Source organism: Variovorax sp. GW821-FHT09D07, from assembly GCF_059416345.1.
Map to the genome: position 1 here is coordinate 73,996 of NZ_JBWKOY010000006.1, position 15,311 is coordinate 89,306.

General features: G+C 69.0%; 18 protein-coding genes. 11 read left to right on the plus strand and 7 right to left on the minus strand.

All coding sequences use genetic code 11. From position 1 onward, the window contains the following. Complete coding sequence (gene metF / locus AC07OX_RS21585; protein WP_070062884.1) at nucleotides 1–825, plus strand: methylenetetrahydrofolate reductase [NAD(P)H]; 825 nt, start codon at nucleotides 1–3, stop codon at nucleotides 823–825. 53 nt (nucleotides 826–878) lie between these two features. Next, complete coding sequence (locus tag AC07OX_RS21590; RefSeq protein WP_495262455.1) at nucleotides 879–1,511, plus strand: septal ring lytic transglycosylase RlpA family protein; 633 nt, start codon at nucleotides 879–881, stop codon at nucleotides 1,509–1,511. 10 nt (nucleotides 1,512–1,521) lie between these two features. On the opposite strand, the gene AC07OX_RS21595 is transcribed toward AC07OX_RS21590, so the two are convergent. Continuing rightward, nucleotides 1,522–2,481: a 23S rRNA (adenine(2030)-N(6))-methyltransferase RlmJ gene (locus AC07OX_RS21595; protein ID WP_495262454.1), complete on the minus strand. Its 960-nt coding sequence runs from the start codon at nucleotides 2,479–2,481 to the stop codon at nucleotides 1,522–1,524. Nucleotides 2,482–2,643: 162 nt separating this feature from the next. Here AC07OX_RS21595 and AC07OX_RS21600 point away from each other — a divergent pair, with 162 nt between their 5' ends. The 6 genes from AC07OX_RS21600 (at nucleotide 2,644) to mdtD (ending at nucleotide 7,657) form a co-directional block, all read left to right on the plus strand. Then, complete coding sequence (locus AC07OX_RS21600; RefSeq protein ID WP_495262453.1) at nucleotides 2,644–3,252, plus strand: hypothetical protein; 609 nt, start codon at nucleotides 2,644–2,646, stop codon at nucleotides 3,250–3,252. Continuing rightward, nucleotides 3,249–4,526 (plus strand): S1C family serine protease, encoded by a 1,278-nt coding sequence (locus tag AC07OX_RS21605; protein WP_495262452.1) that lies wholly within the window; start codon nucleotides 3,249–3,251, stop codon nucleotides 4,524–4,526. Before AC07OX_RS21600 ends, AC07OX_RS21605 begins: the two co-directional genes overlap by 4 nt. Nucleotides 4,527–4,731: 205 nt before the next feature. Continuing rightward, complete coding sequence (gene rplM / locus AC07OX_RS21610; RefSeq protein WP_056577471.1) at nucleotides 4,732–5,163, plus strand: 50S ribosomal protein L13; 432 nt, start codon at nucleotides 4,732–4,734, stop codon at nucleotides 5,161–5,163. 12 nt (nucleotides 5,164–5,175) lie between these two features. Next, nucleotides 5,176–5,568 (plus strand): 30S ribosomal protein S9, encoded by a 393-nt coding sequence (gene rpsI / locus AC07OX_RS21615; RefSeq protein WP_062479216.1) that lies wholly within the window; start codon nucleotides 5,176–5,178, stop codon nucleotides 5,566–5,568. A 196-nt stretch (nucleotides 5,569–5,764) separates the two neighbouring features. Next, nucleotides 5,765–6,130 carry an iron-sulfur cluster insertion protein ErpA gene (gene erpA, locus AC07OX_RS21620; RefSeq protein WP_056577477.1) on the plus strand — a complete coding sequence of 122 codons (366 nt, stop codon included), beginning with the start codon at nucleotides 5,765–5,767 and terminating at the stop codon, nucleotides 6,128–6,130. A 93-nt stretch (nucleotides 6,131–6,223) separates the two neighbouring features. After that, the gene (gene mdtD / locus AC07OX_RS21625) at nucleotides 6,224–7,657 is read left to right on the plus strand and encodes a multidrug transporter subunit MdtD (protein WP_495262451.1); all 1,434 of its coding nucleotides are present in this window, start codon (nucleotides 6,224–6,226) and stop codon (nucleotides 7,655–7,657) included. Nucleotides 7,658–7,663: 6 nt separating this feature from the next. Here mdtD and AC07OX_RS21630 read toward each other — a convergent pair whose 3' ends face one another. Together AC07OX_RS21630 and AC07OX_RS21635 are read right to left on the minus strand one after the other, a co-directional pair. Then, nucleotides 7,664–8,812 (minus strand): anhydro-N-acetylmuramic acid kinase, encoded by a 1,149-nt coding sequence (locus AC07OX_RS21630; protein ID WP_495262450.1) that lies wholly within the window; start codon nucleotides 8,810–8,812, stop codon nucleotides 7,664–7,666. Between the two features lie 17 nt (nucleotides 8,813–8,829). Continuing rightward, nucleotides 8,830–10,176 carry a M23 family metallopeptidase gene (locus AC07OX_RS21635; RefSeq protein WP_062479224.1) on the minus strand — a complete coding sequence of 449 codons (1,347 nt, stop codon included), beginning with the start codon at nucleotides 10,174–10,176 and terminating at the stop codon, nucleotides 8,830–8,832. A gap of 161 nt (nucleotides 10,177–10,337) precedes the next feature. Here AC07OX_RS21635 and tyrS point away from each other — a divergent pair, with 161 nt between their 5' ends. Further along, complete coding sequence (tyrS, locus tag AC07OX_RS21640; protein ID WP_495262449.1) at nucleotides 10,338–11,570, plus strand: tyrosine--tRNA ligase; 1,233 nt, start codon at nucleotides 10,338–10,340, stop codon at nucleotides 11,568–11,570. 55 nt (nucleotides 11,571–11,625) lie between these two features. On the opposite strand, the gene AC07OX_RS21645 is transcribed toward tyrS, so the two are convergent. Both AC07OX_RS21645 and AC07OX_RS21650 read right to left on the minus strand, forming a co-directional pair. After that, nucleotides 11,626–12,243 (minus strand): OmpA family protein, encoded by a 618-nt coding sequence (locus AC07OX_RS21645; RefSeq protein WP_495262448.1) that lies wholly within the window; start codon nucleotides 12,241–12,243, stop codon nucleotides 11,626–11,628. 4 nt (nucleotides 12,244–12,247) lie between these two features. After that, nucleotides 12,248–12,730 carry a FecR family protein gene (locus AC07OX_RS21650; protein WP_495262447.1) on the minus strand — a complete coding sequence of 161 codons (483 nt, stop codon included), beginning with the start codon at nucleotides 12,728–12,730 and terminating at the stop codon, nucleotides 12,248–12,250. A 148-nt stretch (nucleotides 12,731–12,878) separates the two neighbouring features. On the opposite strand from AC07OX_RS21650, the gene AC07OX_RS21655 reads away from it, so the two are divergent. Then, the gene (locus AC07OX_RS21655) at nucleotides 12,879–13,793 is read left to right on the plus strand and encodes a cation diffusion facilitator family transporter (protein ID WP_062479235.1); all 915 of its coding nucleotides are present in this window, start codon (nucleotides 12,879–12,881) and stop codon (nucleotides 13,791–13,793) included. After that, entirely contained in the window at nucleotides 13,790–14,233 is a 444-nt protein-coding gene (gene dtd / locus AC07OX_RS21660; RefSeq protein ID WP_062479238.1) for a D-aminoacyl-tRNA deacylase, read from the plus strand. The genes AC07OX_RS21655 and dtd overlap by 4 nt, the downstream gene beginning before the upstream one ends. Here dtd and AC07OX_RS21665 read toward each other — a convergent pair. Together AC07OX_RS21665 and ybeY are read right to left on the minus strand one after the other, a co-directional pair. Beyond that, on the minus strand, nucleotides 14,205–14,828 hold the full coding sequence (locus AC07OX_RS21665) for a class I SAM-dependent methyltransferase (protein ID WP_495262446.1): 624 nt from the start codon (nucleotides 14,826–14,828) through the stop codon (nucleotides 14,205–14,207). The genes dtd and AC07OX_RS21665 overlap by 29 nt on opposite strands. A 15-nt stretch (nucleotides 14,829–14,843) precedes the next feature. Next, complete coding sequence (gene ybeY, locus AC07OX_RS21670) at nucleotides 14,844–15,311, minus strand: rRNA maturation RNase YbeY (RefSeq protein ID WP_495262445.1); 468 nt, start codon at nucleotides 15,309–15,311, stop codon at nucleotides 14,844–14,846.

A 15,311-nucleotide genomic window follows, 5' to 3' on the forward strand; every position in this document is an offset into this window, starting at 1 on the left:
GTGCGCCTTCCGCTGAGTTTTGAATTCTTCCCGACCAAGACGCCCGAAGGCGCGGTCAAGCTGCGCGCCGTGCGCCAGCAGCTGTATGCGCGCAAGCCGCAGTTCTGCTCCGTCACCTACGGCGCGGGCGGCTCCACGCACCAGGGCACCTTCGGTGCGGTGCAGGAGATCCTGGCCGAAGGCGTGGACGCCGCCAGCCACTTCTCGTGCATCGGCGCCACGCGCGCCACCGTGCGCGAGCAGCTGGCCGAGCTGAAGGCCATGGGCGTGAAGCGCCTGGTGGCGCTGCGCGGCGACCTGCCCAGCGGCTACGGCATCGGTGGCGAGTTCCAGTACGCGAGCGACCTCGTCGCCTTCATCCGCGAGGAGACCGGCCGCGACTTCCACATCGAGGTGGCCTGCTACCCCGAAGTGCATCCGCAGGCGCGCTCGCCCGAAGCCGACCTGCAAGCCTTCGCCACCAAGATGAAGGCGGGGGCCGACTCGGCTATCACGCAGTATTTCTTCAGCCCCGAGGCCTACTTCCGCTTCGTCGACGACGCGCGCAAGCTGGGGCTCGACACGCCGATCGTGCCGGGCATCATGCCCATCACGAGCTCGACGCAGCTCATGCGTTTCTCGGACGCCTGCGGCGCCGAGATTCCGCGCTGGATCCGCCTGCGGCTGCAGGGCTTCGGCGACGACACGGCCTCCATCAAGGCCTTCGGCCTGGACGTGGTGACCGACCTGTGCGCGCGCCTGCAAGAAGGCGGTGCACCCGCGATCCACTTCTACACGATGAACCAGTCGGCGGCCACGCTGGCGATCCTGGAGCGCCTGGATTGAGAGGGCTGCGCGCGGTCGCCGTCGCGGTCTCCTGCGTGCTCGCAGGGTGCACCATGCCGCCTGCCACGCAGGAGAAAGACGCGGACACCGCCGCCGCGCCGGCGGCGTCCGGCAAGCGGCTGCAGCCGCTGGGACGCGGCCTGGCCGTGCCGCCCGGCGCCGCCCCGCGCTCGGCCGTGCCGTCGGTGCGCTACGACCTCGCGGTGTCCGGCACCGGCGAGTCGCTGGACGATGGCGTGCCCGGCGATGAGCCGCGCGAGATCTTCGAGCGTGGTGGCGCGTCGTGGTACGGCATCCAGTTCCACCAGCGCAAGACCGCCAACGGCGAGCGCTTCGACATGGGCGCCATGACGGCGGCCCACAAGACGCTGCCCTTCAACACCCGCGTGTGCGTGCGCAGCCTGGTCAACGGCAGCGAGGTGCTGGTGCGCGTCAACGACCGCGGGCCCTTCACGCCGGGCCGCATCATCGACCTGAGCCGCGCCGCGGCCGACCGCATCGGTCTCACGAGCATGGGCATCAAGCAGGTGGCGCTGTCGGTCATCGACCGCGAGGGCATGCGCTGCGGCGGCGAGGCCGTGGCGGGGGGCGAGCTGCAGGTCGTGCCGGAGGCGCCGACCTCGCGCGTGCGTGCACCGGCCCCTGCGCGCAAGCGGGTGATCGTGCCGCCGCGCAAGCGCCGCTGAGCGGCCGGCCTCAGCCGCCGCTCTCGAGCGAGTAGGCGGCGTTGCGGTCCTGGGCCAGCCGCTCGGCCAGCTGGGGCAGCGCCTCGGCCAGTTGCGCCTTCAGCGTGTAGGGCGGGTTGATCAGGAACATGCCGCTGGCCGGCAGGCCCGGGCGCTGCGTTTCGCCCGAGGCGGCGTCCTTCGTGATCTTGCTCGACTTGACCGTCAGCGTGGCGTGCAGCCACGGCTTGCCGGCCTTGGTCGCCATCGTCTTCAGGCGGCGCGGCAGGTCGTGCGCCTCGGGGCGCGGAATGATCGGGTACCAGACGGCATACGTGCCCGTGGCGAAACGCTTGAGCGCCTCGGCCGCGAAGTCGAGCACACGGCCGTAGTCGGTCTTCATTTCGTAGCTCGGGTCCATCAGCACCAGTGCGCGGCGCGAAGGCGGCGGCAGGAACTTGGTGGCGCTGCCGAAGCCGTCTTCGGTCAACACGGCGATCTGCCGGCCGGCTTCGAGCTGCGCGATGTTGGCGCCAAGCGTGCGCGAATCGGTCGGGTGCAGCTCGAACAGCTTGAGCTTGTCGTGGTCGCGCAGCAGGTGCTGCACGATGAACGGCGAGCCAGGGTAGACGCGGGCGCCGCCCTTGGGGTTGAAGTCGTGGATCACGCTCAGGTAGCGGGCGATGGCTTCGGCAACCGGCTTTTCCTCGGCGGGGGCTGCCGCTTTCTTGCCAGCCGTTTTCGTGGCTGGCGCGGGCGTTTCGGCCGCTTTTGTCGGCGCGGGGAAGAAGCGCAGCACGCCGTCGGCCGCTTCGCCGCTGGTGCCGGCGTAGTCGCCGTCGAGCCGGTACAGGCCGGCGCCGGCGTGGGTGTCGACGACGGTCAGCGCGGCGTCTTTTTCAAGCAGGTGGTCGAGGGTGGCAATCAGGACCGTGTGCTTGAGCACGTCGGCGTGGTTGCCGGCATGGAACGCGTGGCGGTAACTGAACATGGAATGAGGCCTGAAAAAGTGGAAAGGGGAGCGCTAGACTCGCGCGGCGCTACATTGATTTACAAAACACAACGAGGGGCAGCAATGCGAGGAGCCGGATGGCGATTTTGGGGCCTGTGCGTCGGCGCGGGTGTTTTGTCTATTTTGACGGGCTGCGCTTCCGTGACCCACGGCACCACGCAGAACGTGAAGGTCGAGACCCTGTCGCCCGAGGGCAAGGTGGTCGACGGCGCCCGCTGCCGGGTCTCCAACGACCGCAATGATGCGGTGGTGCGCTCCGGCCTGACCCTGCCCGTGCGGCGCTCGGGCGAGAACCTGAACATCGAATGCACCCAGTCCGGCCTGCCGCCGGCCCGCGGCCAGGCGATTTCGCGTGTCAACGTGGGCCTGGTCGGCAACGTGATGATCGGCGGCCTGGTCGGCGTGGCGATCGACACCGGCACCGGCGCGGGCTTCAACTACCCGAGCTGGATCCAGCTGATCTTCGGCGAGGTGCGCAGTTTCGACCGCAGCGCGCAGACCGGCGACGAGGCGACGACTGGCATGAAGATCGGTACGACCGAGATGGCGGCAGCGCCGGCGCCGAAGACGGCTGCGGCGCCTGTGCTTGCGCCCGCGCCGGCCGTGGTGGCGTCTCCGCCTCCTCCTTCTCCTCCCGTGGCGGTCGCACCGGCCGCTCCGGTGCGCCCCGCGCCTGCAGCGCCGTCCGCCGCGCCCGACGCCCGCGTCTCGATGGACGACCTGCGCGGCCTGCTGCCCGCCAAGCCGTGAAGCCGATCTGGAAGAACGCCGCGCCGTGGCTGTGCGCCGCGGGCGCCCTGCTGGCTGCCGGCCCCGCCGCCGCGCTGGAGCCTGACGCCCTGTTCGCCAAGCTGACCGGCAGCGTCTGGGCCGTGCGCACCTTCGACGCGCAGGAGCGCCCGCTGCGCGCCGGCAGCGCCGTGGTGATCGCGCCCGGCCGCCTCGTCACCAACTGCCACGTGCTCGCCAAGGCCAGCAATTTCGTGGTCAAGCGCGACAACGTCACCTACGGCGCCACGCTCGAATACCCGGACCCGGGGCGCGACCTGTGCCAGATCAAGGTCGCCAACTTCACGGCGCCGCCGGTGGCGCTGGCGCCTGCTGGCACCGCGCGGGTGGGGCAGCGCGTGTACGCCATCGGCAACCCGCGCGGGTTGGAAAACACGCTCAGCGAAGGCCTGTTGTCGGGCCTGCGCGGCGGCGACGGGGAGGCGCGGCTGCTGCAGACCACGGCGGCGATCGCGCCCGGGTCGAGCGGCGGCGGGCTGTTCGACAGCGACGGCCGCCTTCTGGGCATCACCACCTTCGCCGCCCGCGACGGCGGCAACCTGAATTTCGCGATGCCGGCCGAGTTCCTGGCGGAACTGCCGGCCCGCGCCCAGGCGCAGCTGGCGGCGCGGGCCCGGGAGCCTGCGGGCGCTGCCGCCCGACGGGTGGCCGACGCCGGTGGGGCGGGCATCCCGCTGACCGAGCCGCTGCGCGCCGGCGACGCGCTCGAGTACGTGCGCACGGACCGGCTGACGGGCAACCGGGCGCCGGTGATCTACCGGGTGGACCGGGTCAGCGGCGACGAGGTGTCGTTCAATGCCGGCAGCCGGATCGAGAAGACCAACGGGCAGGTGGTCTCCATCACGTCGCCGGCCGGCGGCCTGTTCGACACCGCGTCGCCGCCGGGCGGCTGGGCATTGCGCAAGGACGACATCCAGCCCGGCATGCGCTGGCAGCTCGACTACGTGACGACCACCGGCGACCGGCTGCGGCATGAACTCACCGCCTCGGTGGGCGGCGAGCACGCGATGCGCGTGGACGGGGTGGAGCTGAACGTGATGCGCATCGGCTACGAGGGCTGGATCTTCGCCTCCAGCACCACCAGCTTGCCGCTGACCGGCGCCAGCACGCGCTTTCGGGGCGCCGCCTGGTACAGCCCCGAGCTGGGCCGGGTCGTCCGTTTCGAGGGCGAATACCAGCGCGGGGTCTCCTCGGGGGCCAACGAGAGCCTGGAGCTGGTCCGCATCCAGCGCTGAGGCCCCCGGAAGCCCGAAAATTGGCCGTTTGGCCATTTCTTCATATAATCGCGGGCTTCGCAGCGTTTTTGTAGCCCCGCGGCGAAGGCATGCCAGCTGTCCTTTCATTGGGCGGAAGGCGTGAAAACCCACCTAAGAGATTCCCATCAGAGGAACGCCGACCGTGGAAAAGGGCTCACCAAACCCTCTTTCAAGAGAAAAACTCATGACCAAAACGTTCAGCGCCAAGCCCGCTGACGTGACGCACGAGTGGTTTGTGATTGACGCGACCGACAAGGTCCTCGGACGAGTAGCCAGCGAAGTTGCTCTCCGTTTGCGCGGCAAACACAAGGCCATTTACACGCCTCACGTCGATACCGGTGACTACATCGTCATCATCAACGCCGCGCAACTGCGCGTCACCGGCGCCAAGTCGATCGACAAGGTGTACTACCGTCACTCGGGCTACCCGGGCGGTATCACGGCGACGAACTTCCGCGACATGCAGAACAAGTTCCCGGGCCGCGCCCTGGAAAAGGCTGTCAAGGGCATGCTGCCCAAGGGCCCGCTTGGTTACGCGATGATCAAGAAACTCAAGGTGTACGGTGGTGCTGAGCACCCGCATACCGCCCAACAGCCCAAAGTGCTGGAACTGTAAGGAGCCTTGAGAATGATTGGTGAATGGAACAATGGCACCGGCCGTCGCAAATCCAGCGTCGCCCGCGTGTTTCTGAAAAAAGGCACCGGCAAGATCACGGTCAACGGCAAGGACATCCAAGCGTTCTTCGGCCGTGAAACCTCGATCATGATCGCCAAGCAGCCCCTGGCGCTGACCAACAACCTCGAAGCTTTCGACGTGATGGTCAACGTGAACGGCGGCGGCGAATCGGGTCAAGCCGGCGCCACGCGCCACGGCATCACCCGTGCCCTGATCGACTACGACGCTTCGCTGAAGCCCGTCCTGAGCCAAGCCGGCTTCGTGACGCGTGACGCACGTGAAGTCGAGCGTAAGAAGGTCGGTCTGCACTCCGCCCGTCGCCGCAAGCAGTTCAGCAAGCGCTGATCCCTGCTCGTTGCGAGACAAGAAGCCGCCCTCGGGCGGCTTTTTCGTGGCCGCGTCCCCCAGGTGCCCCTGGTGGATGCGGCGCCCGACCCCACTTGCGATGGGTGCTCGCCACAGTCGGCCTGCCGAAAATGCGGCATTGCAGTAGCATCCGTCCCATTGGCCGCCCAAGCGGCCCCCCAAGGAGTTTCACCCCATGAGCGCTGTTGCCGAAAACATCCAGACCCAGATGCCCGAGCCGATCGTCTTCACCGACAGCGCGGCCGCCAAGGTCGCCGACCTGATCGCCGAAGAGGGCAATCCCGACCTGAAGCTGCGCGTGTTCGTGCAGGGTGGCGGGTGCTCGGGCTTCCAGTACGGTTTCACCTTCGACGAGATCACCAACGAAGACGACACCACCATGACCAAGAACGGTGTGTCGCTGCTGATCGACGCCATGAGCTACCAGTACCTGCTCGGCGCCGAGATCGACTACAAGGAAGACCTGCAGGGCGCCCAGTTCGTCATCAAGAACCCGAACGCCACCAGCACCTGCGGCTGCGGTTCCAGCTTCTCGGCCTGATGCCTGGATGCTGCTGACCAGCCCCCTCGAAAAAGCCGCCTCCGGGCGGCTTTTTGCTGCCTGTCGTTTTCCTGCTGAGTCCACGCCTTCCCGATGAGCCCCGACACCGCCGTTTCCGTCGATCCCGCCCGCAAGAGCCTGCTGTGGCTCGTGGCCGTGGGCTTCTTCATGCAGACGCTGGACGCCACCATCATCAACACGGCGCTGCCCGCGATGGCCGCCAGCCTGGGCGAGAGCCCGCTGCGCATGCAGTCGGTGGTGGTGGCCTACGCCCTCACGATGGCGATGCTGATCCCGGCCTCGGGCTGGATCGCCGACCGCTTCGGCACGCGGCGCGTCTTCTTCTGCGCCATCGTGCTGTTCGCGGCCGGCTCGGTGCTGTGCGCGCTCTCGCAGGGGCTGGGACAGCTCGTGGCGGCGCGGGTGGTGCAGGGTCTGGGCGGGGCGCTGCTGCTGCCTGTGGGGCGCCTGGCGCTGCTGCGCACGGTGCCGCGCGGCGAGTTCCTGCAGGCGATGAGCTTCGTGGCCATTCCGGGGCTCATCGGGCCGCTGCTGGGGCCCACGCTGGGTGGCTGGCTGGTGCAGTACGCCTCCTGGCACTGGATCTTCCTGATCAACGTGCCGGTGGGGCTGGCGGGCTGCATCGCCACGCTGCGCTACATGCCGGACCTGCGCGGCGCGCTCCAGAAGCGCTTCGACGGCGTGGGCTACGCGCTGCTGGCCTTCGGCATGGTGGCGATCTCGCTGGCGGTCGATGGCGTGTCAGGGCTCGGGCTGCGCCAGGGCGGGGTGATGGCCGTGCTGATCTTCGGTTTCGCCGCCGTGGTCGCCTACTGGCTGCGCGCGGCGCGCACACCCGAACCGCTGTTCTCGCCCGCGCTGTTCGGCATTCCGACGCTGAGCATCGGCCTGCTGGGCAACCTGTTCTCGCGACTGGGCAGCAGCTGCATGCCGTTCCTGGTGCCGCTGCTGCTGCAGGTGTCGATGGGCTATTCGCCGGTGCGCGCCGGGCTGATGATGCTGCCGGTCGCGCTGGCCGGCATGGCCATGAAGCGCTTTGCCACGCCGCTGATCACGCGCCACGGCTACCGCCGCGTGCTGGTCGCCAACACGGTGCTGGTCGGCTGCACCATGGCCAGCTTCGGCCTCACGGCGCCGGGGCAGCCGGTGGCGCTGCACCTGCTGCAGCTGCTGGTGTTCGGCGCGGTCAACTCGCTGCAGTTCACGGCCATGAACACGATCACCCTGAAGGACCTCGACGGCAGCATGGCCAGCAGCGGCAACAGCCTGCTGTCGATGGTGCAGATGCTGGCGATGAGCCTGGGCGTGGCCGCCGCCGGCGCGGTGCTGGCGGGCTACAACGGCGTTTTCGGTACCACGACGGCGGTGCAGACGCTCGATGCGTTTCAGGCCACGTTTGCGACCATGGGGCTCATCACGGTGGCTTCGGCGCTGATCTTCTGGCATTTGCCCGCAGAAGTGCGGGCGGCGCAGCCTGCGCAGCCGGAGGTCTCCGGCCAGGGCTGACGCAATTCAGGTGGGGTAGATCGCGCCGAGCACCCGCGCCCCGCGCGCGCCGGTCACGCTCGCGAGGTTGCCGGGTTCGCGCCGGACGGTGCGCCGGGCCAGCCACGCGAAGGCGGCTGCCTCGACCTGCTGGGGCGGCAGGCCGTGTTCCGACGATGCCTGCACCTGCACGCCGGGCAGCAGGGCGCGCAGGCGGGCCATGAGGTGGTCGTTGAGCGCACCGCCGCCGCAGACGATCAGCAAGGCGCTCTCTTTTTGATAGCTTCGCAGTGCTGCCGCGCAGGTGCCGGCGGTCAGTTCGGCCAGCGTGGCCTGCACATCGACAGGCGCCCAGGTGGCCGTGACCAGGTGGCCGGCCAGCCAGTCCGGATGGAATAAATCGCGCCCCGTGCTCTTCGGCGGCGCCTTGGCGAAGTACGGCTCGGCCTGTAGCCGGGCGAGCAGCTCGGGCAGCACGCGCCCGCTGGCCGCCCAGTGGCCGCCCCGGTCGAAGGGCTGGCCGAGGTGGCGCTGGCACCAGTGGTCCATCAGCGCGTTGGCGGGGCCGCAATCGAAGCCCAGCAGGGGCGCGGTGCCCGCCGGCGCGCTCGTGGCGGGCAGCAGGCTCAGGTTGGAGATGCCGCCGAGGTTCAGCACGGCAACGGGCGCGTCGGGCCGGGCGAACAGCGCCTGGTGGAAGGCCGGCACCAGCGGGGCGCCCTGGCCGCCGGCCGCGAGGTCGCGGCTGCGGAAGTCGGCGACCACGTCGATGCCGCTCAGCTCGGCCAGCAGCGAGGGGTTGTTGACCTGCAGCGTGTAGCCCGTGCCGTCGAACTCGAGCGGCCGGTGGCGCACGGTCTGGCCGTGGGCGCCGATGGCGGTGACGGCTTGCGGGGCGGTGTCGGTGTTGGCAAGCAGCTGCGCGACCACGTCGGCATACACCCGTGCCAGGCCGTTGCCGGCCAGGGCCGCGCGGTGCAGTTCGTTGTCGCCGGGGGTGTTGAGCGCCAGCAGCTCGGCGCGCAGCGGGGCGGGAAAGTCGGCGCTGGCGTGGCCGATCACCGCGAGGTGGCCGTCGTCGGAGAAATCGGCGATGACACCGTCGACCCCGTCGAGCGAGGTGCCCGACATCAGGCCGATGAAGCGTTGCTGCGGCGGCTGCGGTGCGGCGGCCATGCCTTGGGGCGCGAGGCTCAGTCGGCGCTGGCCTGGATCACCGAGAAGGCGGCGGCCAGCTCGGTGCGGGCGCCCACGGCGATGCGTTCGAAGGCCGGACGCAGGGCCGCGGTGATCGGGGCGCCGCCTTCTTGCGCGATCGTGGTCGGGTCCTGGTAGGCCCCGCCGACGCGGTATTCGAAGTGCAGGTGCGGGCCGGTGGCCCAGCCGGTGGAGCCGACGGCGCCGATGGTCTGGCCCTGGCTCACGCTCTCGCCGGCCTTCACGTTGATGCGGCTCAGGTGGGCGTAGGCGGTCTGCTGGTTGTTGCGGTGGTTGATGATGACGATGTTGCCGTAGCCGCTTTGCGTGCCGGCGAAATCGACCGTGCCATCACCGACCGTGCGCACCGCGGTGCCCGTGGGCGCCGCGTAGTCGATGCCGTTGTGCTGACGCCAGCTGTTCAAAATCGGGTGCATGCGCATCGCGAAACCGCTGGACACGCGCGAGAACTCCACCGGCGAGGCCAAGTAGGCCTTGCGCAGGCTGTCGCCGTTCGGGCGGTAGTAGCTGCCCTTCTGGCCCGCGCCCGGGGGCTGGAACCAGACGGCCTGGTGGACCTTGCCGTTGTTCTCGAACTCGGCCGAGAGCACGCGGCCGCTGCGCAGCGCCTGGCCGTCGGCTTCGAAGGTCTCGTAGACCACGGCGAAGCGGTCGCCCTTGCGCAGCGAGCGCACGTCGACGTCGCCCGCGAAGATGTCGGCCAGCTGGCTCGCCACGGCGTCGGGAATGCGCGAGTCGTCGGTGGCGGCGAACAGCGAGCTGCGGATGGTGCCGCTGGCCAGGCGCGTGCCCGGCGTCAGCATGTCGCGCTCGGTGCGGGCGACAAAACCGGTGGGCGTGCGCTCGACGACGAAACGCTTGAAGCCGCCGTCGGCGTCGGGAATCCAGCGGGCGCTGAGCTTTTGCAGCTGGTTTTCCTGTGTGGCTTCGGCCGTCACGGTGCGGCCCACGCGCGCGAACAGCGCCATGCGCGCCTCGGCGTTGCCACGCACGAAGGCGGTGGCGGCGGGGTCGGAAATGCCCAGGCGCTTCATCAGCGCCTCGGCCGTGTCGCTGGAGCGCGAGACGTCGGTGCGGAACAGCGTGAAGCTGAAGTTCTCGAGCGACGCCGACTGGTCGGCGAAAGACACCGGCGCGGTGGCTTCGAGCACTTGCTGGATGGGGAGGTCGGACGCGTCGGGACCGAGCGAGGCGACCGCAAGGGTGCCGGCGCTGAGCAGCATCGCAGCGATCGCTGCGGTGATCTGCTTGGGGTACGTCCGGAATGTGTAGGCCACGCGGGAAGCGAGAAGCTCCTCGGCGGCGAGAATGCCGTTGATCAAACTGTGGATTCCAACTCAGGTTCTGCAGGTCCGTGCTGCAAGGCCCAGTGCGTTCAGGGCGGCAGGAGACGGTGCGGAAAAAAAGCGCCGCTTAGAATCCGGCGCTTGAAAAGTCGGGCTGAGTATAGCTTCGGCCACCGGAAAAACCGCCAAAAAAGCCCATGAACGCCGAATCTGTTACATCCACCAGCCTCTCCGATGGTGTAAGACAAGCCCTCGAAATATCCCTCCGAGGCGCTGACGAGCTGCTGCCGCAGGACGAGTGGGTCAAGAAGCTCCAGAAGGCGGAAGCCAGCGGCAAGCCGCTGCGCATCAAGCTGGGCCTGGACCCGACCGCACCGGATATTCATATCGGACACACGGTGGTGCTCAACAAGATGCGCCAGCTCCAGGACCTGGGGCACCGCGTGATCTTCCTGATCGGCGACTTCACTTCCCTGATCGGCGACCCCTCGGGCCGCAACAGCACCCGCCCGCCGCTCACGGCCGAGCAGATCCGCGCCAACGCCGAGACCTACTTCGCCCAGGCCAAGCTGGTGCTGGACGAATCGAAGACCGAGATCCGCTACAACTCGGAGTGGAGCGACCCGTTGGGCGCGCGCGGCATGATCCAGCTGGCGGCCAAGTACACGGTGGCGCGCATGATGGAGCGCGACGACTTCAACAAGCGCTTCAAGGCCGGCCAGTCGATCTCGGTGCACGAGTTCCTGTACCCGCTGATGCAGGGCTACGACTCGGTGGCGCTCGAAAGCGACCTCGAGCTGGGCGGCACCGACCAGAAGTTCAACCTGCTCGTCGGGCGCCATCTCCAGCAGGAATACGGTCAGGAGCCGCAGTGCATACTTACTATGCCGCTGCTCGAAGGGCTCGACGGCGTCGAGAAGATGTCCAAGAGCAAGGGCAACTACATCGGCATCAGCGAAGACGCCAACAGCATGTTCGCCAAGGTGCTGTCGATCTCCGACACGCTGATGTGGCGCTGGTACACGCTGCTGAGCTTCCAGTCGGTGGCGCAGATCGAGGCGCTGAAGGCCGAGATCGCGGCCGGCCGCAACCCGAAGGACGCCAAGGTGGCGCTGGCCAAGGAAATCACTGCGCGCTTCCACAGCGCGGCGGCGGCCGATGCGGCGGAGCAGGACTTCATCAACCGCAGCAAGGGCGGCGTGCCCGACGAGATTCCCGAGGTGGCGCTCGGCGGCGCCCCGCTGGGCATTGGCCAGCTGCTCAAGCAGGCCAACCTGGCGTCGTCGTCGGGCGAGGGCAACCGCCTGATCGACGGCGGCGGCGTGCGCATCGATTCGGTCGTGGTGTCCGACAAGGGCCTGAAGCTGCCCGCGGGCAGCTACGTGGTGCAGGTCGGCAAGCGCAAGTTCGCGCGGGTGACCCTGAGCTGATCGCAAGAAAAAAAGGCCCCTCGGGGCCTTTTTCAATGGGGGCAGCGCGGCGGGGTCAGCGGACCTCGATGGTCACGCGCCGGTTGCGCGGCTCGTCCACCTCGTCGGCGGTTGGCACGGCCAGGTCGCGTTCGCCACGGCCCACGGCCTCGATGCGGTTCGCCGGGAACTGGCGCTCCACGAACAGCTGCACCACTTCCTGCGCGCGGCGGCGCGACAGCTGGTCGTTCTGCTCGCCGGCACCCTTGGTGTCGGTGTGGCCGGTCACCACGATGTCGCCGCCGCTGCGGGCCAGCGCGGCGGTCAATGCCTCGGTCATGATCTGCTGCGACGCCGCCGTCAGCGTGGTGGTGCCCACTTCGAAGAACACCGTGTAGCGCTGCGGAAGCGGCGGGCGCATGTCGAACAGGGGCTTGTTTTCGGCCTGGACCTTGGCCGCGTCGGCCTGGTCGACCACCGGCGCACCGCTCGCGCCCACTGCGGCCGTGGCGCGCTGGTAGGGCTTGGAGAGCACTTCTTCGCCGTCCTTGGCGCGCACCACCACGGCGGAGGGCGTGCCGTCGGCCTGGGGCAACAGCACCACGCGCGTGCCCGGCGAGGAGCAGGCGGCCAGGAACAGGGCGACCAGCGCGGTCGCAGGAAGAAGGGGGGAGCGGCGTGGCGGTGTCTGCATCTTTTCAGGGTTGGCCGTCGGTCTGCACGATGAAGTCCGTGCCCCGAATGCCGATGGTGGCGGTCTGGGTTTCGACGCGCACGGCGTCGGGGTTGGTCTTGCCGATGAGGCCGGTGATCATGCGCATCGAGCCGCGCAGCAGCGACACGAGCATGCCGCCGTCGCGGGTGGTGCCGTCGAAGTGGAATTCCTTGAGGTCCATGCGCGAGGACGGGCCGACCATCAGCGTGGTGTTGTCGCGCAGCACGACGGCCGCCGACGAGTCCGGGCCGGTCACGATGCGATCGACCGCGCCCAACGCGTCGCCGGGGGCGGCCGTGCGCGTGGCGCCGGCGCTGTCGAGCAGCTGGACGTTGCCGCGCACCGTCTTCACGAACCCGGCCTGCTGGGGCGCAGCGGGAGCCGCAGCGGGAGCCTGGGCCTGTGCCAGGGTGGCTGCGCCGACGATGGCGAGCCCGAGGGCGGCGGTCAAAAATTTCTTCATCATTTGCCTCTCTGTGACTGATTGCTTCGCAATGAGCGCAAATATTAAGGCGAAGGCGTTACATATGGTCACGCGGCTGATAATTCAGCCGATTCCTGCGACGTAATGCCCGCCCGCACAGGCCCTTTTTACCTGATCTTGTTCTTTCTGCATGACGTTGACCCCTAAAACGCTGCTTCGCGTCTCTGTCGCGGTGGCCCTGATCACCATCCTCCTGAAGGGATGGGCCGGCTACCTGACGAACTCGATGGGCCTGATTTCGGACGCCATGGAGTCCTGCGTGAACCTCGCCAGCGCCATGTTCGCGCTGGCCATGGTGACCATCGCCGAGCGCCCGGCCGACGAGGACCATCCCTATGGCCACCACAAGGCCGAGTACTTCTCGTCCGGCTTCGAGGGCCTGCTGATCGTGGCCGCCGCCGTCGCCATCCTGTGGGTGTCGGTGCTGCGGCTGCTGTCGCCGCAGCCGCTGGAGCAGCTGGGCTGGGGCCTGGCGCTGTCGGTGATCAGCTCGGGCTTCAACGCGGCGCTGGCGTTCGTGCTGTTCCGCGCGGCGCGCGCGCACCGCTCCATTGCGCTGGAGGCCGACGGGCGCCACCTGATGACCGACGTGTGGACCTCGGTCGGCGTGCTGGTCGGCATCGTGGCCGTGCATTTCAGCGGCTGGCTCTGGCTCGACCCGCTGATCGCCATCGGCGTGGCGCTCAACATCGTGCGCGAGGGCTTCAAGCTCGTGTGGCGCTCCTCGCAGGGCCTGATGGACGAGGCGCTCGATGCCGAGACACTCGCCACCGTGCGCGCCACGCTCGACGCCTTCGCCGCCAACCATGCCGAGGGCGACCGCCTGCGCTTCGACGACATGGTGACGCGCGGTGCCGGCCAGCGCCGCTTTGCCGACCTGCACATGCACGTGCCCGGCGACTGGACCCTGCAGCGCGCCGCCAACCTGCGCGACGAACTGGAGCAGGCGCTCATGGACGCCGTGCCCGGCCTGCGCGTGACCATCCAACTGCTGCCGCTCACCATGGAAGCGCGCGCCACCCGACTCGAGGACCACCATTCATGAAAGCCGTGCTCCAGCGCGTCGCCCACGCCCGCGTCGACATCGCGGGCCAGACCGTCGGCGCCATCGAGGCCGGCCTGCTGGTGCTGCTGTGCGCCGAACGCGGCGACGGCGACAGCGTGGCCGACCGCCTGCTCGCCAAGATCCTCAAGCTGCGCATCTTCTCGGACGAGGCCGGCAAGATGAACCGCAGCGTGCAGGACATCGGCGGCGGCCTGCTGGTCGTGAGCCAGTTCACGCTGGCCGCCGACGTGAGCGGCGGCAACCGTCCCAGCTTCACGCTCGCGGCGCCGCCCGACGAGGGCCGCCGGCTCTACGAGTACTTCGTGGCGCAGGCGCGCGGCGCGCATCCGGTGGTGGCGACCGGCGAGTTCGGCGCCGACATGCAGGTGCACCTGCTGAACGACGGGCCGGTCACGATCCCGCTGCAGATGACGGCGTGAACGGCGCAGGCCGGATCACCGCTTCCCACGCCACCTTCGGTTCGTCGTAGCGCAGCACGCGCACCTCCTCGAGGTGCTGCAGCTGCCAGCCGTCGGCAAACAGCCGCTCGACCGCGGCGCGGTCGAAGAAGCGCTTGGGGACGCCGTCCACCGTGTAGAAAAAATCCTCATCCCGCCCGCTGGCCGACGGGCCGCGCGCGCCGTGGTGCAGGTCGTTGACCGAATTGAGGCGGCACAGCAGCACGCCACCCGGCCGCAGCACGCGGTGGACGCGCCGCACCAGCGCCAGCGTCTCGTCCCACGCGAAGTAGTGCAGCGACAGGCTCGCGAGCACGGCGCCGACCGTGGCGCCCTCCGCCAGCGGCCACGCCTCGCGGAAATCGCCGCAGTGGAACTCGGCGCCTGTCGGCACGCGTTGCCGCGCCTGCGCCAAGGCGTCGGACGACAGCTCGACCGCCACCACCCGCAGTCCGGCATCGACCAGCGTGGCGGTGTCGCGACCCGCTGCGCAGCCCAATTCGAGCACCGGCTCGTCGCCGGCACATTCGCGCAGCAGCGGCAGCCAGCGCGGCAACCAGGGATCGGTGTCCGACACTGACGCGGCCTCCGCTCAGCGCCCGTACGGGCTGCGAATGCCCAGGCCCGCGAGGATCTCGATTTCGTACGCTTCCATCTCGTCCGCGTCGGCCTCGCTCGTTTCGTGGTCCCAGCCCTGCGCGTGCAGCGTGCCGTGCACCAGCAGGTGCGCGTAGTGCGCGGCGAGCGTCTTGCGGTTTTCCTTGGCCTCGCGCGCCACCACGGGCGCGCACAGCACCAGGTCGGCCATCACGACCGGGCCCTGCGCATAGTCGAAGGTGAGCACGTTGGTCGCGTAGTCCTTGCCGCGGAACTCGCGGTTCAGGCGCTGGCCCTCGTCGGCATCGACGATGCGCACGGTGATCTCGCCGTCGATGTCCAGCGCGTGGCGAATCCAGCGCGTCACGCTGTGGCGCGGCAGCGCGGCGCGGTGGCGCTCCACGCCCTTGAAGCGCCCGAACTGCAGCGACAGCGACAGGGCCGGAAGCAAGGAGGCCGCCAT